The following is a 26,500-nucleotide window of genomic DNA, read 5'->3' on the forward strand; positions in this document are numbered from 1 at the left end:
GGAGCCATACGATGGGACAGAAAATTCATCCGACTGGCTTCCGCCTGGCTGTCAGCCGCAATTGGGCTTCGCGTTGGTACGCGAACAACAACAATTTCGCGGCGATGCTGCAGGAAGACATCGGTGTTCGTGAATACCTGAAGAAGAAGCTGAAGAACGCTTCGGTCGGTCGGGTCGTCATCGAGCGTCCGGCGAAGAACGCGCGCATCACGATTTACAGCTCGCGTCCGGGTGTGGTCATCGGCAAGAAGGGCGAGGATATCGAGCAGCTGAAGACGGAACTGCAACGCCGCATGGGCGTTCCGGTCCACGTCAACATCGAAGAAATCCGCAAGCCGGAAACCGATGCTCAGCTGATCGCTGACTCGATCACGCAACAGCTCGAGCGCCGGATCATGTTCCGTCGCGCGATGAAGCGTGCGATGCAGAACGCGATGCGTCTGGGTGCTCAAGGCATCAAGATCATGAGCGCCGGCCGTCTGAACGGTATCGAAATCGCTCGTACGGAGTGGTATCGCGAAGGTCGCGTGCCCCTTCACACGCTGCGTGCTGATATCGACTACGCGACCTCGGAAGCGAAGACGACCTACGGGATCATCGGCGTCAAGGTGTGGGTTTACAAGGGCGACACGCTCGGCCGCAACGACGCACCGGTGGTGGAAGAAGTAGCCGAAGACAAGCGTCCGCGTCGCAATGCGCGTCCGGGCGACCGTCGTCCGCGCCGTGACGGCGAAGGCGGCGCTCCGGGTGCTCGTCGTGGCGCACCGCGCCGTGGCGCCGGCAAGCCCGAAGACGGCAAGACTGGAGAATAACGATGCTGCAACCGAAACGCAGGAAGTATCGTAAAGAGCAGAAGGGTCGTAACACCGGCAAGGCGACGCGCGGCAACGCAGTGTCGTTCGGTGAATTCGGCCTGAAGGCTATCGGTCGCGGTCGTTTGACCGCACGCCAGATTGAAGCGGCGCGTCGTGCAATGACGCGTCACATCAAGCGTGGCGGCCGCATCTGGATCCGGATCTTCCCGGACAAGCCGATTTCGCAGAAGCCGGCCGAAGTGCGTATGGGTAACGGTAAGGGTAACCCTGAGTACTACGTCGCCGAGATTCAGCCGGGCAAGATGCTCTATGAAATGGACGGCGTAACCGAAGAACTGGCACGCGAAGCGTTCCGTCTGGCTGCAGCCAAGCTGCCGCTGAAGACGGCGTTCATCGTGCGCCAGCTCGGCGCCTAAGGAGAAAATATGAAGGCTTCCGAACTTCTCCAGAAAGACCAGGCCGCGCTCAACAAGGAGCTGGCGGACCTGCTGAAGGCGCAATTCGGCCTGCGCATGCAACTCGCGACCCAGCAGCTCACGAACACGAGCCAGCTGAAGAAGGTTCGTCGCGACATCGCACGTGTGCGGACCGTCATGACTCAGAAGGCGAACCAGAAATGAACGATAGCGTGAAAACCTCGCTGAAGCGGACGCTGGTCGGTCGGGTCGTCAGCAACAAGATGGACAAGACCGTCACCGTGCTGATCGAGCACCGCGTCAAGCATCCGATCTACGGCAAGTATGTCGTGCGTTCGAAGAAGTACCACGCGCACGATGAAGCGAACACCTACAACGAAGGCGATCTCGTCGAAATCCAGGAAACTCGTCCTGTTTCGAAGACGAAGGCCTGGACGGTGTCGCGCCTCGTCGAAGCAGCTCGAGTCATCTAAGCGGGCTGTGCAGTAGGCAGTAACAGGCACTTCTCCGCGAAGTGCTTGAAATCGCAAAGTATTTGCTTGCGTGACCAGGATTATTTGTTATAATCCTGGTCTTCCCTCTTTATGGGAGCCCCGTCGCGGGCGAAGTTGGTGGGGGAAGCGGACTGGCGCCTGCCTGTCCGAAAGATTCACCGAATTGCGATGGCGGGTTTCGTTTGCCGTCGCTGCTGTTCCAACCCAAGCAGCCGATTGGCTGACGGGACCAAGACTGACCGAATGCATCATGGTGGTGCATCCGGATTAAGTTGGGAAAGACAAACCATGATCCAGACCGAATCTCGGCTCGAAGTAGCCGACAACACGGGTGCACGTGAAGTCCTGTGCATCAAGGTGCTCGGCGGCTCGAAGCGTCGTTATGCCGGCATTGGCGACATCATCAAGGTGAGCGTCAAAGAGGCAACGCCGCGCGGGCGCGTGAAGAAAGGCGAAATTTACAACGCCGTGGTGGTCCGCACCGCCAAGGGCGTACGCCGTCAAGACGGCTCGCTGATCAAGTTCGACGGCAACGCCGCTGTGCTTTTGAATAACAAGCTCGAGCCGATCGGCACCCGCATTTTCGGGCCGGTCACGCGTGAGCTGCGTAGCGAACGATTCATGAAGATCGTTTCGCTGGCGCCGGAAGTGCTGTAAGGAGTCGCGATGAACAAGATTCGCAAAGGTGACGAAGTCATCGTCGTCACTGGCAAGGACAAGGGCAAGCGCGGCGTCGTGCTGGCTGTCGGTGCAGAGCATGTGACGGTTGAAGGTATCAACCTCGTCAAGAAGCATGTGAAGCCGAACCCGATGAAGGGTACGACGGGCGGCGTGGAAGCGAAGACGATGCCCCTGCATATTTCGAACGTCGCACTGGTCGACGCGAATGGCAAGGCGTCGCGTGTTGGCATCAAGGTCGAGGAAGGCAAGAAGGTTCGCTTCCTGAAGACGACCGGTGCTGTACTGAGCGCCTGACGCAGCGGAGTAAAAAATGGCTCGTTTTCAAGAGTTTTACAAAGAAAAGGTTGTGCCCGGCCTGATCGAGAAGTTCGGTTACAAGTCGGTCATGGAAGTGCCGCGCATCACCAAGATCACGCTGAACATGGGTCTTGGCGAAGCGATCGCTGACAAGAAGATCATCGAGAACGCCGTTGGCGACCTCACGAAGATCGCCGGTCAGAAGCCGGTCGTGACGAAGGCACGCAAGGCAATCGCAGGCTTCAAGATCCGCCAGGGTTACCCGATCGGCGCGATGGTGACGCTGCGTGGCCAAGCAATGTACGAATTCCTCGACCGTTTCGTGACGGTTGCCCTGCCCCGCGTGCGTGACTTCCGCGGTGTGTCGGGTCGTGCTTTCGATGGCCGTGGCAACTACAACATCGGTGTGAAAGAGCAGATCATTTTCCCCGAAATCGACTACGACAAGATCGACGCACTGCGTGGGCTGAACATCAGCATCACGACGACTGCGAAGACCGACGACGAAGCAAAGGCTCTGCTCGCCAGCTTCAAGTTCCCGTTCAGAAACTGAGGTTACCGTGGCTAAACTGGCACTGATCGAACGTGAAAAGAAGCGCGCCCGCCTGGTCGCGAAGTTCGCAGCAAAGCGCGATGCGCTGAAGGCGATCGTCGAAGACCAAAGCAAGTCGGAAGAAGAGCGCTACGAAGCACGCCTGGAGCTGCAGCAACTGCCCCGCAACGCAAACCCGACCCGCCAGCGTAACCGCTGCGCGATCACGGGCCGTCCGCGTGGCACGTTCCGTAAATTCGGCCTCGCGCGTAACAAGATTCGTGAAATCGCATTCCGTGGCGAGATTCCTGGCCTGACCAAGGCGAGCTGGTAATAGGAGAAACGTAAATGAGCATGAGTGATCCTATCGCCGATATGCTGACTCGCATCCGCAACGGGCAGATGGTCGAGAAGGTATCGGTGTCGATGCCCTCGTCGAAAGTCAAGGTTGCAATCGCGCAAGTCCTGAAAGACGAAGGCTATATCGACGATTTCGCCGTGAAGGCGGAAGGTGCGAAGTCCGAACTGAATATCGCGCTGAAGTACTACGCTGGTCGTCCGGTTATCGAACGCATCGAACGCGTCTCGAAGCCTGGCCTGCGCGTGTACCGCGGCCGTAACGACATCCCGCAGGTCATGAATGGCCTCGGTGTGGCAATCGTGTCGACGCCCAAGGGCGTGATGACCGACCGCAAGGCGCGCGCTACCGGCGTCGGCGGCGAAGTCATCTGCTACGTCGCTTAAAGCCGAGGAGAGAGAAACATGTCTCGAGTAGGTAAGAGCCCGATCGCGCTGCAAGGCGCGGAAGTCAAGCTGGCCGACGGTGCGATCACCGTCAAGGGCCCGCTGGGCACCATCACGCAAGCGGTCAATCCGCTCGTGAACGTGGCGAACAACGACGGCACGCTGAACCTGTCGCCGGTGAACGAAAGCCGCGAAGCAAATGCACTGTCGGGCACGATGCGCGCGATTATCGCGAATGCCGTGCACGGCGTGACCAAGGGTTTCGAGCGCAAGCTGACGCTGGTTGGCGTCGGTTATCGTGCGCAAGCGCAAGGCGACAAGCTGAACCTGTCGCTGGGTTTCTCGCACCCGGTGGTGCACCAGATGCCGGAAGGCGTCAAGGCAGAAACCCCGACGCAAACCGAAATCGTGATCAAGGGGATCAACAAGCAACAAGTCGGTCAAGTGGCTGCGGAAGTCCGCGGTTACCGTCCGCCGGAGCCCTACAAGGGCAAGGGCGTGCGCTATTCCGACGAGGTTGTGATCCTCAAAGAAACGAAGAAGAAGTAAGGGTGCGCAATCATGGATAAGACTCAATCTCGCCTGCGCCGCGCTCGCCAGACGCGTATCAAGATCGCTGAGCTGCAGGTCGCGCGTCTCGCCGTGCATCGCACGAACACGCACATCTACGCTCAAGTGTTCTCGCCCTGCGGCACCAAGGTGCTCGCCAGCGCGTCGACGCTCGAAGCTGAAGTGCGCGCTGAACTGGCCGACAAGTCGGGCAAGGGCGGCAACGTTAATGCCGCGACGCTGATCGGCAAGCGTATTGCCGAGAAGGCAAAGGCTGCCGGCATCGAATCCGTCGCCTTCGATCGCTCGGGCTTCCGCTACCACGGCCGCGTCAAGGCGCTGGCTGAGGCAGCTCGCGAAGCTGGGCTCAAGTTCTAAGGAAGGAATTCGTCATGGCAAAGATGCAAGCGAAAGTTCAGGCTGACGAGCGCGACGACGGCCTTCGTGAAAAGATGATTTCGGTCAATCGCGTGACCAAGGTCGTGAAGGGTGGCCGTATTCTCGGCTTCGCCGCACTGACCGTGGTTGGCGATGGTGATGGCCGCATCGGTATGGGCAAGGGCAAGGCGAAGGAAGTGCCGGTCGCTGTCCAGAAGGCAATGGAACAAGCTCGCCGCAACATGTTCAAGGTGCCGCTCAAGAACGGCACGCTGCAACACGAAGTGCACGGCAAGCATGGCGCATCCGCTGTCCTCCTCGCTCCGGCGAAGGCAGGTACGGGCGTGATCGCCGGCGGCCCGATGCGCGCAGTGTTCGACGTGATGGGCGTTCAGAACGTCGTGGCGAAGAGCCACGGTTCGACGAACCCGTACAACCTCGTTCGCGCCACGCTGGACGGTCTGCGCAAGCAGTCCACCCCGGCAGACATCGCGGCGAAGCGCGGCAAGTCCGTCGAAGAAATTTTGGGCTAAGCCCGGGTGGTCACCATGTCTGAAAAAACTGTCAAGGTTCAGCTCGTTAAGAGCCTGATCGGGACCCGCGAATCGCACCGCGCGACCGTGCGTGGCCTGGGCCTGCGCCGACTCAACTCGGTCAGCGAGCTTCAGGACACGCCGGCGGTCCGCGGCATGATCAACAAGGTCTCGTACCTCGTTAAGGTCATCGCGTAAGCGGCCCTACGGATCAAGGAGTTGATATGGAATTGAATAACCTGAAGCCGGCAGCTGGCGCAAAGCACGCCAAGCGTCGCGTCGGCCGTGGCATCGGTTCGGGCCTCGGCAAGACGGCTGGCCGTGGTCACAAGGGTCAGAAATCGCGTTCGGGCGGCTTCCACAAAGTCGGTTTCGAAGGCGGTCAGATGCCGCTGCAACGTCGTCTGCCGAAGCGCGGCTTCACGTCGCTGACGAAGGAATTCGTCGGTGAAGTGCGCCTGAGCGACCTCGAGAAGCTGCCGGTCGATGAGATCGATCTGCTCGCACTGAAGCAAGCCGGCCTGGTCGGCGAGCTGACGAAGAGCGCAAAGATCATCGCGACGGGCGAACTGAAGCGCAAGATCGTCGTGAAGGGTCTCGGTGCCACCAAGGGTGCGCGCGCTGCGATCGAAGCGGCTGGCGGTTCGTTCGCCGAGTGACACGCGTAGCGCGTCGTCACTTGCATTCATCGGAGAAGGTACTTGGCTAACAGCCCGAGTCTTGCAAAACCCGGTCGAAGCACGGCGAAATTCGGCGATCTGCGCCGGCGAGCAATGTTCTTGCTCCTGGCGCTGATCGTCTATCGCATCGGCGCGCACATTCCCGTGCCGGGCATCGATCCGGATCAACTGGCAAAGCTGTTCCAGAGCCAGGCGGGCGGCATCCTGGGCATGTTCAACATGTTCTCGGGTGGCGCGCTTTCCCGCTTCACGATCTTCGCGCTGGGGATCATGCCGTACATCTCGGCGTCGATCATCATGCAGTTGTTGGCGATCGTCTCGCCGCAGCTCGAGGCGCTGAAGAAGGAAGGGCAGGCAGGGCAACGGAAGATCACGCAGTACACGCGGTATTTCACCGTGGTGCTCGCGACCTTCCAGGCGTTCGGTATCGCGGCTGCGCTGGAAAACCAGCCGGGCCTCGTTACTGACCCCGGCATGCTGTTCCGTCTGACGACGGTCGTGACGCTGGTTACGGGCACGATGTTCCTGATGTGGCTCGGCGAGCAAATTACCGAGCGTGGTCTGGGCAACGGTATCTCGATCATCATCTTCGGCGGGATCGCAGCAGGGTTCCCGAATGCCGTCGGTGGGTTGTTCGAGCTGGTGCGTACGGGTTCGATGAGCATCATTTCGGCGATCATCATCGTCGTCCTGATTGCCGCGGTGACTTACCTGGTCGTGTTCATCGAACGCGGTCAGCGCAAGATCCTCGTGAACTACGCGAAGCGCCAGGTCGGCAACAAGATCTACGGTGGGCAGTCGTCGCATCTGCCGCTGAAGTTGAACATGTCGGGTGTGATTCCGCCGATCTTCGCATCGTCGATCATTCTGTTCCCGGCAACGATTCTCGGCTGGTTCAGTACCGGTCAGCCGACGGGAAGCTGGATTTCCAATACGTTGCATAACGTTGCGGAAGCGCTGAAGCCGGGCCAGCCGGTCTATGTGCTGCTGTACACGCTGGCGATCGTGTTTTTCTGCTTCTTTTACACCGCACTGGTGTTCAACAGCAGGGAAACCGCAGACAACCTGAAGAAGAGCGGCGCGTTTGTTCCGGGCATCCGTCCGGGCGATCAGACCGCACGATATATCGACCGCATCCTCACGCGTCTGACGCTGGCCGGTGCGATCTACATCGTCTTCGTGTGTCTGCTGCCGGAGTTTCTGGTGCTGCGCTGGAACGTGCCGTTTTATTTTGGTGGAACGTCGCTGCTGATCATTGTCGTCGTCACGATGGACTTTATGGCGCAGGTGCAGTCGTACGTTATGTCGCAACAGTATGAGTCACTGCTCAAGAAGGCGAACTTCAAGGGCGGCAACATCCCGATGCGTTAAGGACTATGGCCAAAGACGATGTAATCCAGATGCAGGGTGAGGTGATCGAAAACCTCCCGAATGCGACCTTCCGTGTGAAGCTGGAAAACGGCCATGTCGTGTTGGGGCATATTTCCGGAAAGATGCGGATGCACTACATCCGCATCCTGCCGGGCGACAAGGTGACGGTTGAGTTGACGCCTTACGATCTGTCTCGTGCGCGGATCGTGTTCCGGGCGAAGTGATTTGAAAAAAGGGTATTATCATGAAAGTGATGGCATCGGTTAAGCGCATTTGCCGCAATTGCAAGATCATCAAGCGCAAAGGCGTCGTTCGCGTGATCTGCAGCTCGGATCCGCGCCACAAGCAGCGCCAAGGCTGACCGCGCGTTTGTTTGCGCTTTTTGTTTGAGGAAAAACAATGGCTCGTATCGCAGGGGTTAACATCCCGAATCACCAGCACACCGAGATCGGCCTGACGGCAATCTTTGGTGTCGGCCGCACCCGTTCGCGCAGCATCTGCGTGGCAGCTGGCGTCGATTTTTCGAAGAAGGTCAAGGACTTGACCGACGCAGACTTGGAAAAGCTGCGTGAAGAAGTGGGCAAGTTTGTCGTTGAAGGCGATCTGCGCCGTGAAGTGACGATGAACATCAAGCGCCTGATGGACCTCGGTTGCTACCGTGGTGTTCGTCATCGCAAGGGCCTGCCGATGCGCGGTCAGCGTACGCGTACGAACGCACGTACTCGCAAGGGTCCGCGTCGTGCAGCGCAAGCGCTGAAGAAGTAAGCGGAACTGACAGTTACAGGAAAACGTAATGGCTAAGGCTTCGAACACCGCGGCGCAACGCGTTCGCAAGAAGGTTAAGAAGAACGTCGCTGAAGGCGTGGTTCACGTTCACGCGTCGTTCAACAACACGATCATCACGATCACCGATCGCCAAGGCAATGCACTGGCATGGGCGACGTCGGGCGGTCAGGGCTTCAAGGGCTCGCGCAAATCGACGCCGTTCGCTGCCCAGGTCGCAGCCGAGTCGGCTGGCCGCGTCGCGATGGAATACGGCGTGAAGAATCTGGAAGTGCGGATCAAGGGCCCGGGCCCGGGTCGTGAGTCGGCGGTGCGCGCACTGCACGGCCTCGGCATCAAGATCACCGCGATTTCGGACGTCACCCCGATTCCGCACAACGGCTGCCGTCCGCCGAAGCGTCGTCGTATCTAAAGGTGTGCTGGCACGTTCGTGCTAGCACATTGCCTGTCGCCGCTCAGCGTCGACGGGCGTTGCTTTTTTGATTGACTAAGCCCACCGTTCGCCCCAAAGGGCGCGAACTAGCGCGGATTCAGATCTGCGTGACTGATTGATAGAGGAATGCAAAGTGGCACGTTATATCGGCCCGAAGGCCAAGCTGTCCCGCCGTGAAGGCACCGACCTGTTCCTGAAGAGCGCACGTCGCTCGCTCGCCGACAAGTGCAAGCTCGACAGCAAGCCGGGTCAGCACGGCCGTACCTCGGGCGCACGTACGTCCGACTACGGTACGCAGCTGCGCGAAAAGCAGAAGGTCAAGCGCATTTACGGCGTGCTGGAGCGTCAGTTCCGCCGTTACTTCGCCGAAGCCGACCGCCGCAAGGGCAACACGGGTGAAAACCTGCTGCAACTGCTCGAGTCGCGCCTCGACAACGTCGTGTATCGCATGGGCTTCGGCTCGACCCGCGCTGAAGCGCGTCAGCTGGTGAGCCACAAGTCGATCACGGTGAACGGCGTCGTCGCGAACGTCCCGTCGCAGCAAGTGAAGGCAGGTGACATCGTCGCGATCCGCGAAAAGGCGAAGAAGCAGGCGCGTATCGTTGAAGCGCTGTCGCTGGCCGAGCAAGGCGGCATGCCGAGCTGGGTTGCAGTCGATGCGAAGAAGTTCGAAGGCACGTTCAAGCAAATGCCGGAACGCGTCGAAATCGCAGGCGACATCAACGAAAGCCTGATCGTCGAATTGTATTCGCGTTAATCCGATTGACGGCCGAGGTACCCCGATTGCGTTGCGCAAGGAGGGGCCTCGGCTGTTTATTTTCTGGTTGTTACCGGTCAGCCTTATCGGTGTAACGAGCCGAGGGTATTGAAAAGGAAAGCCCATGCAAACCAGTTTGCTGAAACCCAAGATCATCGCCGTGGAATCGCTGGGCGAGAACCACGCGAGGGTGGTCATGGAACCGTTCGAACGCGGTTACGGCCATACCTTGGGCAATGCGCTGCGTCGCGTGCTGCTGTCGTCGATGGTTGGCTACGCGCCGACCGAAGTGACGATCGCGGGCGTGGTGCACGAGTACTCGACGCTGGATGGCGTGCAGGAAGACGTCGTCAACCTGCTGCTTAACCTGAAGGGCGTGGTGTTCAAGCTGCATAACCGTGACGAAGTGACGGTTACGCTGCGCAAGGAAGGTGAAGGCGTTGTCACGGCCGGCGATATCGAGCTGGCTCACGACTGCGAAGTCATCAACCCGAATCACGTGATTGCGCACCTGTCGAAGGGTGGCAAGCTCGACGTTCAGATCAAGATCGAAAAGGGTCGCGGCTATGTGCCCGGCAACGTCCGTCGCTACGGCGAAGACACGGCCAAGATCATCGGCCGCATCGTCCTCGACGCATCGTTCTCGCCGGTTCGCCGCGTGAGCTACGCTGTCGAAAGCGCACGTGTCGAGCAGCGTACCGACCTCGACAAGCTCGTGATGAACATCGAGACGAGCGGTGTGATCACGCCGGAAGAAGCGATCCGTCAATCGGCCCGCATCCTGGTCGACCAGCTGTCCGTGTTTGCGGCACTGGAAGGCACGGAAACGGCAGCCGAAGCGCCGTCGCGTGCACCGCAGATCGATCCGATCCTGCTGCGTCCGGTGGACGATCTCGAGCTGACGGTTCGTTCGGCGAACTGCCTGAAGGCCGAGAACATCTACTACATCGGCGACCTGATCCAGCGCACGGAAAACGAGCTGCTGAAGACGCCGAACCTCGGTCGCAAGTCGCTCAACGAGATCAAGGAAGTGCTCGCTTCGCGCGGTCTCACGCTGGGCATGAAGCTCGAGAACTGGCCGCCGGCTGGTCTCGACAAGTAAGCCTGGTTGATGCTGTAGTTGGCAAAGATGCGGATTTTCCTTTAAAATCCGCATCTTGCTTTTTTCGCTACCGGCCCGTGCACCCATCGAGGTGCGATAGAAGAGCTGGATCAAAACTTTGAATCAAGGAAACTGAAATGCGCCATCGTCATGGTCTGCGGAAACTGAACCGCACGAGCAGCCACCGTCTGGCTATGCTCCGTAACATGTCCAACTCGCTGATCGAGCACGAAGTCATCAAGACGACGCTGCCGAAGGCGAAGGAACTCCGTAAAGTCGTCGAGCCGCTGATCACGCTCGGCAAGAAGCCGTCGCTGGCAAACCGTCGCCTGGCGTTCAATCGCCTGCGCGATCGTGACTCGGTGGCGAAGCTGTTCGACGTGCTCGGTCCGCGTTTCGCGAACCGTCCGGGCGGCTACCTGCGCGTGCTGAAGTTCGGCTTCCGCGTGGGCGACAACGCACCGATGGCACTGGTCGAGCTGCTCGATCGTCCGGAAGTCGACGAAACGGAAAACGTGCAAGAAGCTGAGTAAGCTTCCGGTACGCAGCAGTATCTGAAAGGGGCCGAGCAATAGCTTGGCCCTTTTTGTTTTTCCGGCGCCGGCTGCGATCGATTGTCGCAGGGCGGTGCCGGCAGCATTGCGCGGGCTGCGCTACGATACGGGGCAGCCGACGCGCTCCCCAGGTGGGCAATCCGCGTCGGCAGGAGCCGATAGACCAGCCAGGAGGGCGCGGATGATAGTGGTGCTGATGCTGACGACGGTGCCCGATGCCGAGACCTCCAAGGTGCTTTCAGACGGTGCGCTCGATGCCCGGCTTGCCGCGTGCGTGTCGGAGCTCGGTGCGATCAAGTCGCGCTATCACTGGCAGGGCAAGGTCGAAACGGCCGACGAGATCCAGTTGCTGTTCAAGACGAGCCCCGTGCGGGCGCTCGAACTGGAGCGATTTATTCTCGCGCATCATCCTTACGAGACGCCCGAAATCGTCTCGTGGCAGACGACGGCATCGGCCGCGTACGGCCAGTGGGTGACCAGCGAAACTCAACGTCTATTTCATGTTTAACGGTATGGCGCTTTCCGTGCGCGTGCGCGCGCTGCGGTTTCTCGCAGTCCTGATGTCGTTCATGCTCGTGCTGGGCGGCCTGTCGGTCGCGCGCGCGGCCGACGATTTCCTCGATCCGTCGGTTGCGTTCAAGTTCAGTGCGAGCGAATCGCCGGGACAGGTGGACGTCCGCTTCAAGGTCGCCAACGGCTACTACCTGTACCGCGAGCGGTTCGCGTTCGCGGTGAAGAGCGGGCAAGCGACGCTCGGCGATCCGCAATTCCCGGCCGGCCACGTGAAGTTCGACCAGACGTTCCAGAAGAACGTCGAGACCTACCGTGACGAAGTCGTCGTGCATGTGCCGGTCAAGCAGGCGTCGGGGCCGTTCGAGCTCGCGGTGACATCGCAGGGGTGTGCTGACGAAGGCATCTGTTATCCGCCGGCCGAGCACGTCGTGAAGGTCGACGGCGCCGCGCTGGGCGCAGCATCGTCGTCCGGCGATGCGGCCGCCGCGGGCAGCTGGTTCGACAAGGTCACGAGCGCCGATTTCGCGCAGTCGCTGCTCGAAGGGCACGGCTTCTTCACGATCGTCGCCCTGTATTTCGTCGCGGGCGTCGTGCTGAGCCTCCTGCCATGCTCGTACCCGATGATCCCGATCGTGTCGGCGATCATCATCGGCCAGGGTACGCGTGCGACGCATGCGCGTGGCTTCGCGTTGTCGCTGACGTACGTGGTCGGCATGGCGCTGGTCTACACGGTGCTCGGCATCGCCGCGGCGCTGGTCGGCCAGAGTCTCGGCGCGTGGCTGCAGAACCCGTGGGTGCTCGGCGCGTTCGGCGTGCTGCTGACTGCGTTCGCCGTCTCGCTGATCTCGGGCAAGGACATCGCGCTGCCCGCGCGCTGGCAGAACGGCGCAGCGGAAGCATCGAGCGCGCGTCAGGGCGGCCATTTCATCGCGGTCGCGGCGATGGGCGCGCTGTCCGCGCTGGTCGTCGGCGCATGCATGACGGCGCCGCTGTTCGCGGTGCTCGCCTTCATCGCGCACACGGGCAATGCGCTGCTCGGTGGTGCCGCGCTGTTCGCAATGGGGCTGGGGCTGGGCGTGCCGTTGCTGGTCGTCGGTGTCGGCGCCGGGACGGTGCTGCCGCGCGCCGGTGCATGGATGGACGGCGTGAAGGTGTTCTTCGGCATCGTGCTGCTCGCAGCCGCCCTGTGGATCGTGTGGCCGGTGCTGGCCGGGGGGCTGAGGATGGTGCTCGCTGCGTTGTGGCTGCTGATCGCGGCCGCGGCGCTCGGGCTGTTCACGCCGAATGCCGGCGCCACGTCTATCTGGCGTCGTCTTGGCCGTGGTGTCGGCGCTGCGCTCGCGATCTGGGCGGCGACGCTGCTCGTCGGCCTCGCCGCGGGATCGACCGATCCGGTCAAGCCGCTGGCGGTGCTGGCGGCACGCACGGTTGCGTCGGGCGGCGCTGCGACGGCAGGTGCGGCCGCAACGCAGGACGGGCCTGCGTTCGCGTCGGTGCGCTCGAGTGTCGAACTCGACACGCTGCTGAAGACGTCCGGCCAGCCCGTGATGCTCGACTTCTACGCCGACTGGTGCGTGAGCTGCAAGGAGATGGAGCATCTGACGTTTACCGACGCACGTGTGCAGGCGCGGCTCGCGCAGCTTCACCTCGTGCGCGCCGACGTCACCGCGAACAACCCGGACGACCAGGCGCTGCTGAAGCGTTTCAACCTGTTCGGGCCGCCGGGCATCATCTTCTTCGATCGCAACGGCAACGAGATCGGGCGCGTGGTCGGCTATCAGGCCGCTGAGACGTTCCTACGCAGCCTCGACCGGGCTGCGGTCCCGACGGTATGACCAGGCCGCTCGGGTGCGCGCCGGTGGCGAGCCGGCGTGCTTGCGTGGCATGAACTGACGATCGGCAACGCATAAGTCCGGGATCGACGGCAAACAAAAAAACGGCGGGACACCGAGGTGTCCCGCCGTTTTTCATTCCGCCTGCCGGCGGGAAATCAGCGTTGTGCTTTCAGCAGACGCGCGGCGTCGAGTGCGAAGTACGTGAGCACGCCATCGGCCCCCGCTCGCTTGAACGCGAGCAGCGATTCGAGCACGACCTTGTCGTGGTCGAGCCAGCCGTTCATCGCGGCGGCCTTCAGCATCGCGTATTCCCCGCTCACCTGGTACACGTAGGTCGGGAAGCGGAACTCGTCCTTCACTCGGCGCACGATGTCGAGGTACGGCATGCCGGGCTTGACCATCACCATGTCGGCGCCTTCGTCGATGTCCAGGCGCACTTCGCGCAGCGCTTCGTCGCTGTTCGCCGGATCCATCTGGTAGGTCATCTTGTTGCCCTTGCCCAGGTTGGATGCCGAGCCGACCGCATCGCGGAACGGGCCATAGAACGCCGACGCGAACTTGGCCGAATAGGCCATGATTCGCGTGTGGATATGGCCGTCGCTTTCCAGCATTTCGCGGATCGCGCCGATGCGGCCGTCCATCATGTCCGACGGGGCGACGATGTCGACGCCGGCTTCCGCCTGCGCGCGCGCCTGGTCGATCAGGATCTCGATCGTGTCGTCGTTGATCACGTAGCCGTTTTCGTCGAGGACGCCGTCCTGGCCGTGGCTCGTGTACGGATCGAGTGCGACGTCGGTCAGCACGCCGAGTTCGGGGAAGCGCTTCTTCAGCTCGCGCACCGCGCGCGGGATCAGGCCTTCCGGATTGGCTGCCTCGCGGCCGTCAGGCGTTTTCACCGACGGATCAATGGCCGGGAACAGCGACAGCACGGGCACGCCGAGTTCGACGCACTGCTCGGCGACCTGCATCAGCAGATCGACGGACACGCGCTCGACGCCGGGCATCGACGGCACCGGCTGCCGCTCGTTGGTGCCTTCGACGACGAACACCGGATAGATCAGGTCGTCGGTGGTCAGACGGTTTTCGCGCATCAGGCGGCGGGAGAAGTCGTCGCGGCGCATCCGGCGCGGACGATGAAGCGGATGGAAGCTCATGGCGATTGGGTAGAAATCGGGGCAGTAAGACCTTACGGAACCCTTAGGTCATTTTCGGGAGCGTTGGTATATGATAGCGATCGAGCGGCACGCGTCGCGTGCAGCTCCCCGCTTCTCCTCCCTGAGCGGGTGCCTGTCGTTTTTCGATTAGGCTGTTTGACCCGCCGTTCAACGGCGGGTTTTTTTATGAGCCGGCCGAAACCGCAGGCGCCGTCAGGTGCGCGCCGCCGAGCCCGGCCGCGCGTTGCCCGATCATTGTGCTACAGGCTCGCTTTTTTCGTCGGCGGCGGACGGCCGCACCCAGCTTTCGATCAATTCGTGCGCCTCGTCGAGCCCAACGCGCTTCATCGCCGAGAACAGCTGAACCGTCAGCTTGCCCTGGACGCCCTGGTCACGATACGCATCGAGACCCTTTTGCGCGGTCCGCAGCGCGTTGATGCTTTCCTGCCGCGTCAATTTGTCGCACTTCGTCAGCAGCGTGTGGATCGGCTTGCCGGTCGGCACGAACCATTCGATCATCCGGCGATCGAGGTCGGTCAGCGGACGGCGCGAATCCATCATCAGGATCAGGCCGCAAAGCTGCGAGCGGGTCGCGAGGTAGGACGACAGCAGCATTTCCCAGTGGGCCTTGGCGGCGCCGGGCACTTCCGCGTAGCCGTAGCCGGGCAGGTCGACGAGATTCGCGACGGGCTCGTCGGCCGGGCCGACGGAGAAGTAGTTGATATGCTGCGTGCGGCCAGGCGTCTTCGACGCGAAGGCGAGCCGCTTCTGGTTGCACAGCACGTTGATCGCCGTCGACTTGCCGGCATTCGAGCGGCCCGCGAACGCGATTTCCGGCTGGACCGTCGGCGGCAGGTCGCGCAGATGGTTGACGGTCGTGTAGAAGCGGGCTTGATGGAGCAGAAAGGCCATGGGAACCGGAAGGACGGGCGGCGCGAGCCGCTTGGTGGAGGCGGGGTAGCCCCGATAGGCGCGGGAGCTTTCAACACGATATTGTACAATACGGCGGTTTTACCGAAGGCTACCGGGCGCCTGCCTCGCGCTTTTATGTAGCTTCTGCGGTAGACTGAACGCCGTCGTTTTTTGCAGAACCTCAAATTCCCACAAGACGAAACAGGGTGTGCGAATGAATCGACTGTGCAAGTCTCTGATGGTGCTTCAGGTTGCAGCAGGGTTCGTAGGTTTCGTAGCGGAGGCAAACGCGGCGGATGCGGCAAAGCCGGATCTCGACCGTGGCAAGGCAATTGCCGGGCAGGTTTGTGCGTCGTGTCACGGCGCCGACGGCAATAGCGCGTCGGGCAGTTTCCCGAAGCTTGCCGGCCAGCATCCCGAATATCTGGTCAAGCAGTTGAACGACTTCAAGGCGCAGCCGGGCGCGAAGGGGCCGGTGCGCACCAACGCGGTGATGGTCGGATTCGCGAGCGCGTTGAGCGCGGACGACATGCGCAACGTCGCCGCGTACTACGGGTCGCAGACGACGAAGCTCGGCACCGCGCGCGATGCGGCAACCGTGCCGGTCGGCCAGAAGATCTATCGCGGCGGCATCGCGGAGAAGGGCGTACCCGCCTGCGCGAGTTGCCACGGGCCGACAGGGCAAGGGATTCCGGTCCAGTACCCGCGTCTGTCGGGGCAATGGGCCGATTACACGGTCGCGCAGTTGACCGCGTTCCAGCAGGGTGCCGGCGCGCGCAACAACAACGAGGCGATGCATCAGATCGCGACGCGGCTGTCGGACAACGAGATCAAGGCCGTCGCGGATTACATCGCGGGCCTGCGTTGAGCGGTCAGCCGCGAATGGAATGACCGGGCGCCCGAAGGGCGGCCGGAGTCAGAACAAGAAAAGGGTGGGGCGCCGCATCGTTGCGGTTGCCTCGCCCTTCTTTTTTGTCGGCACGCGCCGGGCCTGGCCAGGATGGAGAGGCTTGCGCGAGATGGGGGGCTGCGCCCCCCAAGCGAACACAGTAGCGAGGGGCTGTTTCCCCTAAGTCGGAGTTTGAATGAGCGTTACCACGTCGGGGTTGCAGTCGAAGTCGGGTCAGGGTGCGTCGAAGCGCGCGGTCGAGCTGCTGAGCTCGATGCGCTTCGCAATCGCGCTGCTGGTGGTGCTGTCGATCGCGAGCATCATCGGCACGGTCCTGACCCAGGACGATCCGTATCCGAACTACGTGAACCAGTTCGGGCCGTTCTGGGCGGACATCTTCCGCTCGCTCGGCCTGTACAACGTGTACAGCGCGTGGTGGTTCATGCTGATCCTGATCTTCCTCGTCATCTCGATCTCGCTGTGCGTGATCCGCAACGCGCCGAAGATGCTCGCCGATGCGAAGAGCTGGAAGGACAAGGTTCGCGAAGGCAGCCTGCGCGCGTTCCACCACAAGGCCGAATACACGGCTTCCGGCACGCGCGCGACGGTCGCGGCGACGCTTGCCACGTTCGTCACCAAGGCCGGCTACAAGCACATCGTGCGTGAGAACGACGGCGCGACGCTGATCTCCGCGAAGCGCGGCGCGATGACCAAGTGGGGCTACATCTCCGCGCACATCGCGATCGTCGTGATCTGTATCGGCGGCCTGCTCGACAGCAACCTGCCGATCAAATTCCAGATGTGGATGTTCGGCAAGAGCCCGGTCAACACGAGCGCGACGATCAGCGAGATCTCGCCCGACCATCGCCTGTCCGCGTCGAATCCGACGTTCCGCGGCTACGCGTGGGTGCCCGAGGGGCAGTTCGTGTCGACCGCGATCCTGAACCAGCCGAGCGGCTCGCTGATCCAGGACCTGCCGTTCTCGATCCAGCTCAACAAGTTCATCGTCGACTACTACACGACGGGCATGCCGAAGCTGTTCGCGAGCGACATCGTCGTGATCGATCGCGAGACCGGCCAGAAGATCCCGGCGCGCGTCGAGGTCAACAAGCCGTTCACGTACAAGGGCGTGTCGATCTACCAGTCGAGCTTCCAGGACGGCGGTTCGCAGATGCAGATGACGGCCTACCCGATGACGGGCGGCAACGCGAAGACCTTCCCCGTGAAGGGAACGATCGGCAGTTCGGCGCCGCTGCAGATGCCGGGCAACGACGGCGACACGATCGAGTTCTCCGATTTCCGCGCGATCAACGTCGAGAACATGGCTGACGCGAACGGCAAGCCGGACGTGCGCGGTGTCGCGACGACGAACTCGCTGAAGGAAGTGTTCGACGAACGCCTCGGCTCCGGCGCGAAGACGTCGAAGCCGACACAGCTCCACAATATCGGCCCGTCCGTGCAGTACAAGATCCGCGGCAAGGACGGCCAGGCGCGCGAATTCAACAACTACATGCTGCCCGTCGACATGAACGGCGAGCGTGTGTTCCTCGCCGGCGTGCGTGCGAGCCCGAACGACCCGTTCCGCTACATGCGGATTCCGGCCGACAGCCAGGATTCGATCGGCGAATGGATGCACCTGCGTGCCGCGCTCGAGGATCCGTCCGCGCGCGCCGAAGCCGCCGCGCGCTTCGCGCAGCGTTCGCTGCCGGGCACCGACGCATCGCTGCGCAGCCGCCTGCAGGACAGTGCATTGAAGGTGCTGACCCTTTTTGCAGCGAGCGACGACAGCGTCGGCCGTGGCGCCGATGGCCAGCCGATTGGCGGCTTCCAGGCCGTCGCGACGTTCATCGACCGCTCGGTGCCCAAGGCCGAGCAGGAGAAGGCCGCGAGCCTGCTGCTGCGCATGCTCGAAGGCTCGATGTGGGAGGTCTGGCAGATCGCGCGCGAGCGTGCGGGCGAGCCGGCGGCGCAGCAGGGCACCGACACGATCCGTTTCGTGCAGAACGCCATCAATGCGCTATCTGACAGCTTTTTGTATGGATCGCCGGTCTATTTGCAGCTTGACTCATTCAAGCAGGTGCAAGCTTCGGTATTTCAGTTGACGCGCGCACCCGGCAAGAATCTGGTGTATCTTGGCAGCCTGCTGCTGGTCGCCGGCATCTTCTCGATGTTCTACGTGCGCGAGCGGCGCCTCTGGTTCTGGCTGAAGGACGCCGGTTCGGGCGTCGATGTGGTGATGGCAATGTCCACGGCCCGCAAGACCTTCGATTTCGAGAAAGAATTCGTGCAGACGCGCGACGCGGCCGGTGCCGCCTTGCACGCCTCACCTCGCGACGCCGCGCCGGCCGGTGCGGCATCGACGGCCCGTCCGCCTGCCGGCGGCGGTTCCGATTCCGAGAATTCCACCCGGTAACATCATGGATCTCACGCAAGTTTCCTCTTCCCATCGGGCGTCGGCCCAGGCTCCAGTTGTGGCGCCGCTGTTCGACGACCGTCCGTTCCTCGCGCGCCTGTCGTTGCTCGACTGGCTGTTCGCACTGGCGCTCGTGGTGGGCGCGGGCTATGCGCTCGTGCACTACAACGCGCACATGGATTACTACGACAAGGCAGTGATGATCGGCACCGTGCCGGCGCTCGTCACGCTCGGCTGGCGCTGGAAGCCCGCGCGGCTGATGATGGCGTCGATCGCCGTGCTGGCGCTGCTGTCGATCCAGATCTACCAGGGCGATCTCGCGCGCGCCGATTCGGCGTTCTTCCTCAAGTACTTCCTGTCGAGCCAGTCCGCGATCCTGTGGATGAGCGCGCTGTTCGTGCTCGCGACGATCTTCTACTGGATCGGTTTGCTCGCGCGCTCGGAGTCGGGCTCCGCGATCGGCCAGAAGCTCACGTGGGTCGCCGTGCTGATGGGCTTCACCGGCCTGATGGTGCGCTGGTACGAGTCCTACCTGATCGGTGCGGACGTCGGGCACATCCCGGTGTCGAACCTGTATGAAGTGTTCGTGCTGTTCAGCCTGATCACCGCGCTGCTCTATCTGTATTACGAAGGCCACTACGGCACGCGTGCGCTCGGTGCGTTCGTGCTGCTGGTGATCAGCGCGGCCGTCGGCTTCCTGATGTGGTACTCGGTCGCGCGCGATGCGCAGCAGATCCAGCCGCTCGTGCCGGCGCTGCAGAGCTGGTGGATGAAGATTCACGTGCCGGCGAACTTCATCGGCTACGGCAGCTTCGCGCTGTCGGCGATGGTGTCGGTCGCCTACCTGATGAAGGAGCGCGGCGTGCTCGCGGATCGCCTGCCGACGCTCGAAGTGCTCGACGACGTGATGTACAAGTCGATCGCGGTCGGTTTCGCGTTCTTCACGATCGCGACGATCCTCGGCGCGCTGTGGGCCGCCGAAGCATGGGGCGGCTACTGGAGCTGGGACCCGAAGGAAACCTGGGCGCTGATCGTGTGGCTCAACTACGCGGCGTGGCTGCACATGCGCCTGATGAAGGGCCTGCGTGGCACGGTGGCCGCATGGTGGGCGCTCACGGGCCTGCTCGTGACGACCTTTGCGTTCCTCGGCGTCAACATGTTCCTGTCCGGGCTGCACAGCTACGGCAAGCTGTAAGATTTCCGCTGTTCGTCCGACTATGAGACCGCCGGTGCACTGCGTGCCCGGCGGTTTTCTTTTGTAACGGGCGGGCGGTCCGGGCGTCGAACGGCGCAAGACGGGTCGGGTCGAACGCTCATGAAGCTGCGCGCGGCGCATGCAGGAGGAGCAGCACGATGTGGATCAAACGCCCTTTGCGGAACGTACTGACCGGCGGCGATATCGCGCCCGGCGAAATCACGCCGCGTGCGGTCTTCGAGAACCGGCGGCGCGTATTGCAGGCGGCCGGCCTCGCGGCGGCGGGCGGGTTGCTCGGCGGTAGCGGCGCAGCATTCGCCGCCTATGCGTCGCCCGACGCGCGGGCCGCGAAGCTCGCGGCGAAGACGAATCCGAAGTTCGTCGCGGCCGACAAGGTGACGCCGTTCAAGGACATTACCTCCTACAACAATTTCTACGAATTCGGCACCGACAAGAGCGACCCCGCGCAGAACGCCGGCACGCTGCGGCCGCGCCCGTGGCGCGTGAGCGTCGAGGGCGAGGTGCTGCATCCGAAGGTGTTCGATCTCGACGAACTGCTGAAGCTGGCGCCGCTCGAGGAGCGCGTGTACCGGCTGCGCTGCGTCGAGGGATGGTCGATGGTGATCCCGTGGATCGGCGTGCCGCTGTCCGAGCTGATCAAGCGCGTGCAGCCGACCGGCAACGCGAAGTACGTGCAGTTCATCACGCTGGCCGATCCGTCGCAGATGCCGGGCCTCTCGACGCCGGTGCTCGACTGGCCGTACTCGGAAGGCCTGCGGATGGACGAGGCGATGAATCCGCTGACACTGCTGACGATGGGCGTCTACGGGCAGGTGCTGCCGAACCAGAACGGCGCACCGGTGCGGATCGTCGTGCCGTGGAAGTACGGCTTCAAGAGCGCGAAGTCGCTCGTGAAGATCCGCTTCGTCGACAAGCAGCCGAAGACGAGCTGGAACACGTACGCGTCGAACGAGTACGGCTTTTATTCGAACGTGAACCCGAACGTCGATCATCCGCGCTGGAGCCAGGCGACCGAGCGACGCATCGGTGAGGACGGCTTTTTCACGCCGAAGCGCAAGACGCTGATGTTCAACGGCTACGGCGATCTCGTCGCGTCGATGTATCAGGGCATGGACCTGAAGAAGAATTTCTGAGGGCGACGGTGAGAAACGATATGCCCTCTTCGACGCTGACTCCGGCGCGCACAGCCGGCGCCGGCCAAGGCGCCGCACGTGCCGCACGGGGCGGCACGGTCCGTCCCGCTGCGCCGCGCTGGCTCGCGCCGGCCAAGGTGCTGGTTTTCGCGGCCGGCCTTTATCCGCTCGCGCGTCTCATGCTGTTCGGGCTGACCGACCGGCTCGGCGCGAATCCGATCGAGTTCATTACGCGCTCGACGGGCCTCTGGACGCTCGTGCTGCTGTGCGTGACGCTTGCCGTCACGCCGCTTCGGCGCATGACCGGGTTCGCCACGCTGCTGCGCTTTCGTCGAATGATCGGACTGTTCGCGTTTTTCTACGCGACGCTGCACTTCACGACCTACCTGTGGTTCGACAAGTGGTTCGACGTCGTCGCGATCCTGAAGGACGTCGGCAAGCGCCCGTTCATCACGGTCGGTTTCGCCGCGTTCGTGCTGCTGATTCCGCTCGCGGCAACGTCACCGCGCGCGATGGTGCGCCGGCTCGGGCGTCACTGGGCGACGCTGCACAGCGCGATCTATGCGATCGCACTGTTCGGCGTGCTGCACTTCTGGTGGATGAGAGCCGGCAAGCACAATCTCGCGCAGCCGAAGCTGTATGCGGCAATCGTGGCCGTGCTGCTCGGCTGGCGGCTCATTGCATGGGGATGGCGGCGCGTGCGCGTGTGACGGCGCAGCCTGAAAAACAAAAGGCGATGACCAGGAAGTCATCGCCTTGTTTCGTGAGCCGTGCAGGCGGTGCGTCGTTACTTCGCGACAGCCGGGCTCGACGCCGGTGCGGGCGTGGTCGATGCCCCGCTCGACGACAATTCGGGTGACAGCGTCAGCGGCGTGCCGGACGAATCGGGCACACTGTCGGACGACGCGTTTTCATCGGTCGGCTTCACGTCCGACGGCGGCGTGTCCTGCTGCTGGAGTGGCTTGGGCATCGGAGGCACGGTGGGCAGATAGAGCGCGCCGCTTTGACCGCAGCCGGCAAGAATCGCCAAAGCCGCTACAATCGCGCTCATCCGGAAAACGACTCGCATGATCGTCCCTGAACAATTGAACCGATAGAGTTTAGCATGTCCGATACCGAATACCTGACCCGTGCCGAGGCCGTGCTGGCGGCCGTCGAGCGTACCGTCGACGACGCCAACGACGGCGATCACGACATCGATCTGGAGCGCAACGGCAGCGTCCTGACGCTGACGTTCGAGAACGGCTCGAAGATCATCGTCAACCTGCAGCCGCCGATGAAGGAAGTGTGGATCGCCGCGAAAGCGGGCGGTTTCCACTACCGTTTCATCGACGGCGAATGGCGCGATACGCGTACGGGCACCGAGTTTTTCTCGGCGCTCACCGAATACGCGACGCAGCAGGCCGGCCTGCCGATCACGTTCAGCGCGCCGTAACCGCCCAGGCCGAAGCCGGGGCCGCGCCCCGACGCGTCGTGCCAAAGAAAAAGCGCCCCGCGGGGCGCTTTTTTCATGGCCGGGCCGGTGGTCAGTGCGCGAACAGGTTCATGATGTCCTGCTTTTCCTGCTCGTCGACATGCGGCACGGTTGCGTCGACGTTCTGCGCGGCCGGTGCTTGCGGTACGCCAACCGTCGACACGAAGCCGTGGCCCGGCGCGAACTCGGTGAAGTACAACTCGCCGCCGAGCGATTCGACGCCGTCCGGCACCGTCGGCTTGAACTCCGGCACGCCCTTCAGCGCGGCGCCCATGTACTCGATCCAGACCGGCAGCGACAGGCCGCCACCGGTTTCGCGATCGCCGAGGCTGCGCGGGTTGTCGTAGCCGATCCACGCGATCGCGGCGAGCGTGTGCTGGTAGCCGGCGAACCACGCGTCGTGCGAGTCGTTCGTCGTGCCGGTCTTGCCCGCGAGGTCGGTGCGCTTCAGCACATTGGTCCGCGCGCCCGTGCCGCGCTGCGCGACGCTCTGCAGCAGGCTGTTCATCACGTACGCGTTGCGCGCGTCGATCGCACGCGGCGCGTTCTGCTCGGCAACGAGCGGCTGCGCGCGCACGACGATCGCGCCGTTCGGATCGGTGACTTCGGCGATCAGGTACGGATTGACGCGGTAGCCGCCGTTCGCGAAGACCGAGTAGGCCCCCGCCATCTGCAGTGGCGTGACCTGGCCCGCGCCGAGTGCCATCGGCAGGTAGGCCGGATGGCGTTCGGCGTCGAAACCGAAGCGCGTGATGTACTGCTGCGCGTACTTCGTGCCGATGTGGTTCAGGATCCGGATCGACACGAGGTTGCGCGAGCGCTGCAGCGCGGTGCGCATCGACATCGGGCCTTCGAAGCCGCCGCCGTAGTTCTTCGGCTCCCACGGCTGGCCGCCCGTTTCGGCGGCGCTGAAATACAGCGGGCCGTCGTTGATCACGGTTGCCGGCCCGAGGCCCTTGTCGAGCGACGCCGAATAGATGAACGGCTTGAACGATGAACCCGGCTGCCGCCACGCCTGCGTGACGTGGTTGAACTTGTTCTTGTTGTAGTCGAAGCCGCCGACGAGCGAGCGGATCGCGCCGTCCTGCGGGACGATCGACAGGAACGCCCCCTCGACCTGCGGCAACTGCGTGATCGACCATTTGCCGGCGTCGCTCTTCACGACGCGGACGATCGCGCCCGGGCGGATGCGGCGATTCGGCTGCGCGTTGGCCGACAGCGCGCCCGACGCGAAGCGCAGGTTGTCGCCTTCGATCGTCGCATTGCTGCCGTCGATGAACGCAACCGTGATCTGGCGCGCGCTGGCGGCCGTGACGACCGCGGCAATCAGTTCGCCGTTGTCGGGGTGTTCGAGCAGCGCATCGTCGATCGCCTGTTCGCGGTCGTCGGCACCGGCCGGCAGCTCGATGAAGCCTTCCGGCCCCCGATAGCCGTGCCGGCGTTCGTAATCCATGATGCCCTTGCGCAGCGCGGTGTACGCGACCTGCTGGTCCGCGGAGTCGATCGTCGTGACGACGTTGAAGCCGCGCGTGTAGGTTTCCTCACGGTACTGCGCGTACATCATTTGTCGGACCATTTCCGCGACGTACTCGGCGTGCACGCTGAAATCGCGGCCCGGACCCTTGACGACGAGCGGCTGTGCGACGGCCTCGTCGTATTGCTCGCGCGAGATGAAGTTCAGCTCGAGCATCCGTTGCAGGATGTATTCCTGGCGCACCTTCGCGCGCTTCGGGTTCACGACCGGGTTGTACGCGGACGGCGCCTTCGGCAGCCCCGCGAGCATCGCCGCTTCCGCGAGCGTGATGTCCTTCAGGTCCTTGCCGAAGTAGACCCGCGCGGCGCTCGCGAAGCCGTACGCGCGCTGGCCGAGATAGATCTGATTCATGTAGACCTCGAGAATCTGATCCTTCGTCAGCGCACGCTCGATCCGGTACGCGAGCAGCATCTCGTAGATCTTGCGCGTGTAGGTCTTCTCGCTCGACAGGAAGAAGTTGCGCGCGACCTGCATCGTGATCGTGCTCGCACCCTGCGACGCGTGGCCGTTCGTCAGCGCGACGAAGCCGGCGCGGACGATGCCGGTAAGGTCGACGCCGCCGTGATCGTAGAAGCGCGCGTCCTCGATCGCGAGGATCGCTTTCTTCAGCGAGTCGGGCACGTCCTTGAAATGGACGACGTCGCGGCGCTCTTCGCCGAATTCACCGATCAGCACGTGATCGGACGTATAGATGCGCAGCGGCACCTTCGGCCGATAGTCGGTGAGCGCGTCGAGCGACGGCATGTTCGGCCACGCAACGACGAGCGCGTAGCCGAGCACGAGGCCGCCGGCCACGACGAGCGCCACGCACATCGTGGCGAATCCGAGCAGGACTTTTTGCCACCAGGGCCGCTTCTTCGGCTCCGGGGCGGGAGGCGGGGACGTAGGAGTCGTGGATTGCATAGGCATACCGGAAAACAGTCCCGCGATTATAGCTGCCCGGTAAGACCGGTCCTGACGCGGGGGCTACCCGCCGCGAAGCCGCGGGTTTGCGTCCTTCCAGCATAGCCCGCGCGCGCCCGTCGCGAGCGGGTGCTGGCCATTAGGCCGACTGTCGGCCACACGCGCCGCTTTGCAGAATCAGGTCTCGAAACGCGGCGTGGGCCGCGACGATTTCGGGAGGCTGGGATGGCGGGACGATGGAGAGCGCGGTTTGCGCAGGGCGGGAACCGGTCGACGGGAATCGACGTCGGTGCGGACGAGGTGAGGATGGTCGTGCTGAGCCGGCGCGGCCGCGGTGCGGAGGTATGCGTCGAAGGGCTCGAGCGGGAGCCGGTCGGGTTGGCGGGCGGGCCGGAAGATGCACGCTGGGCGGCGGTCGCGCGAGCGTTGGCCGCCGCCGTGTCGAGGCTGTCGGCGGCCGGCGTGCGGTGCGACGCGCGTGGCGTGATGGCGTTGCACGATGACGAGATGCGGACCGCGACGCTCGACCTGGCCGGGCGGGACGACATCGAGGACGCCGCGCGGCAGGCGGCCGAACGCGTCTCGGGGCTGGCGCCGGACAGTCTCGCGTTCGACTGGCGGCAGGATGGCGGCGCGGGAGCGGACGTGATCGAGATTGCCGTGGCCCCGCTGGCGCTGCTCGAACGTCGGATCGACGTGGCTGCCCAGGCCGGTGTCGACCTGACGGTGGTCGACGGCGAGTCGGCCGCGGCGCTGCGCGCGTTGCGCTATGCCGCGCAATTCGAACCCGACGCGCAGGCGGGCGCCTACGCGGCGCTCTGGTTCCATGATTCGGGCGTGCACGGCTGGCGCATCGACGGCCCGTTGGCCGTACCGGTGCTGACGCTTTCCGGCGCCGTGCCGGAGGCGTTTTCCGATGCATTGCGCCGGCGCGCGCTCGGGGCCGAGTGTTGCGTACTCGTGGCCGGGGACGAGCGGTGTATCGCCCGCTTCGATACCTCCGTCGCCGAGATCGGTGACGTGCTCGGCACGGTTGCGGTGCCGTTCGACTGTACGGGCTGGGACGGTCAACCGTGCCCGCCCGCCGGCATGCCGGGCGGCCCGGCGTGGGCTGTCGCATTCGGGCTGGCATTGCGCGGGGTGTGGGAATGACGGCCTGTCGTGTGGAGCCGGGCGGCTTCAACCTGCTGCCGTACCGTGAGCGGCTGGCCAAGGCGTTGCGACGTCGACGGGCCGCGCAGTGCGGTACGGCGATTCTGTTCGGTGTGCTCGGCGCTGGCCTGTGGACGGGTGCCGCCACCGGGGCGCGGTGGCGCGTGGATGCCGAGCGCGCGAGTGTGGAGGCGCGGTTGCTGCGGTTGCAGCCGCAGGTGGGGGCTGCGACGCGCGCCGCCACGGCAGCGGC

Annotated in this window: 35 protein-coding genes and 1 pseudogene; 32 read left to right on the top strand and 4 right to left on the bottom strand. The window is 63.2% G+C overall.

The genetic code is table 11. The features are described 5' to 3' along the window. Nucleotides 1-11 precede the first annotated feature (11 nt). The 24 genes from rpsC (at nucleotide 12) to dsbD (ending at nucleotide 13,467) form a co-directional block, all read left to right on the top strand. Entirely contained in the window at nucleotides 12-812 is an 801-nt protein-coding gene (gene rpsC, locus G3N93_RS03330) for a 30S ribosomal protein S3 (protein ID WP_006482899.1), read from the top strand. A gap of 2 nt (nucleotides 813-814) precedes the next feature. Then, a complete protein-coding gene (gene rplP, locus G3N93_RS03335) occupies nucleotides 815-1,231 on the top strand; it encodes a 50S ribosomal protein L16 (protein ID WP_006482873.1) in 417 nt (138 codons plus the stop codon). A gap of 9 nt (nucleotides 1,232-1,240) precedes the next feature. Next, complete coding sequence (gene rpmC / locus G3N93_RS03340) at nucleotides 1,241-1,435, top strand: 50S ribosomal protein L29 (protein ID WP_006400652.1); 195 nt, start codon at nucleotides 1,241-1,243, stop codon at nucleotides 1,433-1,435. Further along, nucleotides 1,432-1,704, top strand: coding sequence for a 30S ribosomal protein S17 (gene rpsQ / locus G3N93_RS03345; protein ID WP_006477189.1), 273 nt, complete (start codon nucleotides 1,432-1,434; stop codon nucleotides 1,702-1,704). Before rpmC ends, rpsQ begins: the two co-directional genes overlap by 4 nt. A 309-nt stretch (nucleotides 1,705-2,013) precedes the next feature. Further along, a complete protein-coding gene (gene rplN / locus G3N93_RS03350) occupies nucleotides 2,014-2,382 on the top strand; it encodes a 50S ribosomal protein L14 (protein ID WP_006482918.1) in 369 nt (122 codons plus the stop codon). Between the two features lie 9 nt (nucleotides 2,383-2,391). Beyond that, a complete protein-coding gene (rplX, locus tag G3N93_RS03355; protein WP_006477187.1) occupies nucleotides 2,392-2,700 on the top strand; it encodes a 50S ribosomal protein L24 in 309 nt (102 codons plus the stop codon). 16 nt (nucleotides 2,701-2,716) lie between these two features. Then, nucleotides 2,717-3,256: a 50S ribosomal protein L5 gene (gene rplE, locus G3N93_RS03360; RefSeq protein WP_006477186.1), complete on the top strand. Its 540-nt coding sequence runs from the start codon at nucleotides 2,717-2,719 to the stop codon at nucleotides 3,254-3,256. Between the two features lie 7 nt (nucleotides 3,257-3,263). After that, the gene (gene rpsN, locus G3N93_RS03365) at nucleotides 3,264-3,569 is read left to right on the top strand and encodes a 30S ribosomal protein S14 (RefSeq protein ID WP_011350676.1); all 306 of its coding nucleotides are present in this window, start codon (nucleotides 3,264-3,266) and stop codon (nucleotides 3,567-3,569) included. Between the two features lie 14 nt (nucleotides 3,570-3,583). Beyond that, nucleotides 3,584-3,979, top strand: coding sequence for a 30S ribosomal protein S8 (rpsH, locus tag G3N93_RS03370; RefSeq protein ID WP_011350677.1), 396 nt, complete (start codon nucleotides 3,584-3,586; stop codon nucleotides 3,977-3,979). A gap of 18 nt (nucleotides 3,980-3,997) precedes the next feature. Then, complete coding sequence (gene rplF / locus G3N93_RS03375) at nucleotides 3,998-4,528, top strand: 50S ribosomal protein L6 (RefSeq protein WP_174939865.1); 531 nt, start codon at nucleotides 3,998-4,000, stop codon at nucleotides 4,526-4,528. Nucleotides 4,529-4,540: 12 nt separating this feature from the next. Further along, the gene (gene rplR / locus G3N93_RS03380) at nucleotides 4,541-4,906 is read left to right on the top strand and encodes a 50S ribosomal protein L18 (protein WP_006477183.1); all 366 of its coding nucleotides are present in this window, start codon (nucleotides 4,541-4,543) and stop codon (nucleotides 4,904-4,906) included. 14 nt (nucleotides 4,907-4,920) lie between these two features. Then, the gene (rpsE, locus tag G3N93_RS03385) at nucleotides 4,921-5,439 is read left to right on the top strand and encodes a 30S ribosomal protein S5 (RefSeq protein ID WP_006482895.1); all 519 of its coding nucleotides are present in this window, start codon (nucleotides 4,921-4,923) and stop codon (nucleotides 5,437-5,439) included. A 15-nt stretch (nucleotides 5,440-5,454) separates the two neighbouring features. Continuing rightward, nucleotides 5,455-5,637 (top strand): 50S ribosomal protein L30, encoded by a 183-nt coding sequence (gene rpmD, locus G3N93_RS03390; RefSeq protein WP_006400644.1) that lies wholly within the window; start codon nucleotides 5,455-5,457, stop codon nucleotides 5,635-5,637. A 26-nt stretch (nucleotides 5,638-5,663) separates the two neighbouring features. Continuing rightward, on the top strand, nucleotides 5,664-6,098 hold the full coding sequence (rplO, locus tag G3N93_RS03395; RefSeq protein ID WP_006477180.1) for a 50S ribosomal protein L15: 435 nt from the start codon (nucleotides 5,664-5,666) through the stop codon (nucleotides 6,096-6,098). 42 nt (nucleotides 6,099-6,140) lie between these two features. Continuing rightward, entirely contained in the window at nucleotides 6,141-7,490 is a 1,350-nt protein-coding gene (gene secY, locus G3N93_RS03400) for a preprotein translocase subunit SecY (RefSeq protein ID WP_006482915.1), read from the top strand. Between the two features lie 5 nt (nucleotides 7,491-7,495). Next, nucleotides 7,496-7,714 (top strand): translation initiation factor IF-1, encoded by a 219-nt coding sequence (gene infA, locus G3N93_RS03405; protein ID WP_004521905.1) that lies wholly within the window; start codon nucleotides 7,496-7,498, stop codon nucleotides 7,712-7,714. A 20-nt stretch (nucleotides 7,715-7,734) separates the two neighbouring features. Beyond that, nucleotides 7,735-7,851: a 50S ribosomal protein L36 gene (gene rpmJ / locus G3N93_RS03410; protein WP_004199844.1), complete on the top strand. Its 117-nt coding sequence runs from the start codon at nucleotides 7,735-7,737 to the stop codon at nucleotides 7,849-7,851. 38 nt (nucleotides 7,852-7,889) lie between these two features. Continuing rightward, nucleotides 7,890-8,255, top strand: coding sequence for a 30S ribosomal protein S13 (gene rpsM / locus G3N93_RS03415; protein WP_006477178.1), 366 nt, complete (start codon nucleotides 7,890-7,892; stop codon nucleotides 8,253-8,255). Nucleotides 8,256-8,283: 28 nt separating this feature from the next. Beyond that, complete coding sequence (gene rpsK / locus G3N93_RS03420; RefSeq protein WP_004197937.1) at nucleotides 8,284-8,685, top strand: 30S ribosomal protein S11; 402 nt, start codon at nucleotides 8,284-8,286, stop codon at nucleotides 8,683-8,685. 154 nt (nucleotides 8,686-8,839) lie between these two features. Then, nucleotides 8,840-9,463 (top strand): 30S ribosomal protein S4, encoded by a 624-nt coding sequence (gene rpsD, locus G3N93_RS03425; protein WP_174939863.1) that lies wholly within the window; start codon nucleotides 8,840-8,842, stop codon nucleotides 9,461-9,463. A gap of 124 nt (nucleotides 9,464-9,587) precedes the next feature. Further along, complete coding sequence (locus G3N93_RS03430) at nucleotides 9,588-10,565, top strand: DNA-directed RNA polymerase subunit alpha (RefSeq protein ID WP_006477176.1); 978 nt, start codon at nucleotides 9,588-9,590, stop codon at nucleotides 10,563-10,565. A gap of 137 nt (nucleotides 10,566-10,702) precedes the next feature. Next, complete coding sequence (gene rplQ, locus G3N93_RS03435; protein WP_006477175.1) at nucleotides 10,703-11,098, top strand: 50S ribosomal protein L17; 396 nt, start codon at nucleotides 10,703-10,705, stop codon at nucleotides 11,096-11,098. Nucleotides 11,099-11,300: 202 nt separating this feature from the next. Continuing rightward, on the top strand, nucleotides 11,301-11,627 hold the full coding sequence (gene cutA, locus G3N93_RS03440) for a divalent-cation tolerance protein CutA (RefSeq protein ID WP_206132270.1): 327 nt from the start codon (nucleotides 11,301-11,303) through the stop codon (nucleotides 11,625-11,627). Then, on the top strand, nucleotides 11,620-13,467 hold the full coding sequence (dsbD, locus tag G3N93_RS03445) for a protein-disulfide reductase DsbD (protein ID WP_206132271.1): 1,848 nt from the start codon (nucleotides 11,620-11,622) through the stop codon (nucleotides 13,465-13,467). Before cutA ends, dsbD begins: the two co-directional genes overlap by 8 nt. A 155-nt stretch (nucleotides 13,468-13,622) precedes the next feature. Here dsbD and hemB read toward each other — a convergent pair whose 3' ends face one another. Next, the gene (gene hemB / locus G3N93_RS03450) at nucleotides 13,623-14,621 is read right to left on the bottom strand and encodes a porphobilinogen synthase (protein ID WP_174939857.1); all 999 of its coding nucleotides are present in this window, start codon (nucleotides 14,619-14,621) and stop codon (nucleotides 13,623-13,625) included. Nucleotides 14,622-14,873: 252 nt separating this feature from the next. Beyond that, the gene (gene yihA, locus G3N93_RS03455) at nucleotides 14,874-15,533 is read right to left on the bottom strand and encodes a ribosome biogenesis GTP-binding protein YihA/YsxC (RefSeq protein WP_206132272.1); all 660 of its coding nucleotides are present in this window, start codon (nucleotides 15,531-15,533) and stop codon (nucleotides 14,874-14,876) included. A 214-nt stretch (nucleotides 15,534-15,747) separates the two neighbouring features. Between yihA and G3N93_RS03460 the strand changes: the two genes are divergently transcribed. From G3N93_RS03460 to msrQ, 5 genes are all read left to right on the top strand, one after another. Continuing rightward, the gene (locus tag G3N93_RS03460; RefSeq protein WP_166966098.1) at nucleotides 15,748-16,401 is read left to right on the top strand and encodes a cytochrome c; all 654 of its coding nucleotides are present in this window, start codon (nucleotides 15,748-15,750) and stop codon (nucleotides 16,399-16,401) included. Between the two features lie 217 nt (nucleotides 16,402-16,618). Continuing rightward, nucleotides 16,619-18,835, top strand: coding sequence for a cytochrome c biogenesis protein ResB (locus G3N93_RS03465; RefSeq protein ID WP_174939853.1), 2,217 nt, complete (start codon nucleotides 16,619-16,621; stop codon nucleotides 18,833-18,835). 4 nt (nucleotides 18,836-18,839) lie between these two features. Continuing rightward, on the top strand, nucleotides 18,840-20,030 hold the full coding sequence (gene ccsB, locus G3N93_RS03470) for a c-type cytochrome biogenesis protein CcsB (protein WP_206121737.1): 1,191 nt from the start codon (nucleotides 18,840-18,842) through the stop codon (nucleotides 20,028-20,030). Between the two features lie 158 nt (nucleotides 20,031-20,188). Beyond that, nucleotides 20,189-21,184: a protein-methionine-sulfoxide reductase catalytic subunit MsrP gene (gene msrP, locus G3N93_RS03475; RefSeq protein ID WP_011350687.1), complete on the top strand. Its 996-nt coding sequence runs from the start codon at nucleotides 20,189-20,191 to the stop codon at nucleotides 21,182-21,184. A 20-nt stretch (nucleotides 21,185-21,204) separates the two neighbouring features. After that, on the top strand, nucleotides 21,205-21,894 hold the full coding sequence (msrQ, locus tag G3N93_RS03480; RefSeq protein ID WP_206132273.1) for a protein-methionine-sulfoxide reductase heme-binding subunit MsrQ: 690 nt from the start codon (nucleotides 21,205-21,207) through the stop codon (nucleotides 21,892-21,894). Between the two features lie 77 nt (nucleotides 21,895-21,971). On the opposite strand, the gene G3N93_RS03485 is transcribed toward msrQ, so the two are convergent. Further along, nucleotides 21,972-22,253, bottom strand: a complete 282-nt coding sequence (locus G3N93_RS03485) for a lipoprotein (protein ID WP_206121734.1) — start codon at nucleotides 22,251-22,253, stop codon at nucleotides 21,972-21,974. Nucleotides 22,254-22,289: 36 nt separating this feature from the next. Between G3N93_RS03485 and cyaY the strand changes: the two genes are divergently transcribed. Beyond that, nucleotides 22,290-22,619 (top strand): iron donor protein CyaY, encoded by a 330-nt coding sequence (gene cyaY, locus G3N93_RS03490; protein WP_039366759.1) that lies wholly within the window; start codon nucleotides 22,290-22,292, stop codon nucleotides 22,617-22,619. 91 nt (nucleotides 22,620-22,710) lie between these two features. On the opposite strand, the gene G3N93_RS03495 is transcribed toward cyaY, so the two are convergent. Continuing rightward, on the bottom strand, nucleotides 22,711-25,101 hold the full coding sequence (locus tag G3N93_RS03495) for a penicillin-binding protein 1A (protein ID WP_174939845.1): 2,391 nt from the start codon (nucleotides 25,099-25,101) through the stop codon (nucleotides 22,711-22,713). Nucleotides 25,102-25,320: 219 nt separating this feature from the next. Between G3N93_RS03495 and G3N93_RS03500 the strand changes: the two genes are divergently transcribed. Together G3N93_RS03500 and G3N93_RS03505 are read left to right on the top strand one after the other, a co-directional pair. Then, a complete protein-coding gene (locus G3N93_RS03500) occupies nucleotides 25,321-26,247 on the top strand; it encodes a competence protein ComA (RefSeq protein WP_206132274.1) in 927 nt (308 codons plus the stop codon). Further along, nucleotides 26,244-26,500, top strand: a pseudogene (locus tag G3N93_RS03505) (fimbrial protein); the annotation flags it as partial. The gene G3N93_RS03500 and the pseudogene G3N93_RS03505, both read left to right, overlap by 4 nt.

It is taken from the genome of Burkholderia sp. Se-20378 (assembly GCF_017104665.1).
Classification (GTDB): Bacteria; Pseudomonadota; Gammaproteobacteria; order Burkholderiales; family Burkholderiaceae; genus Burkholderia; species Burkholderia lata.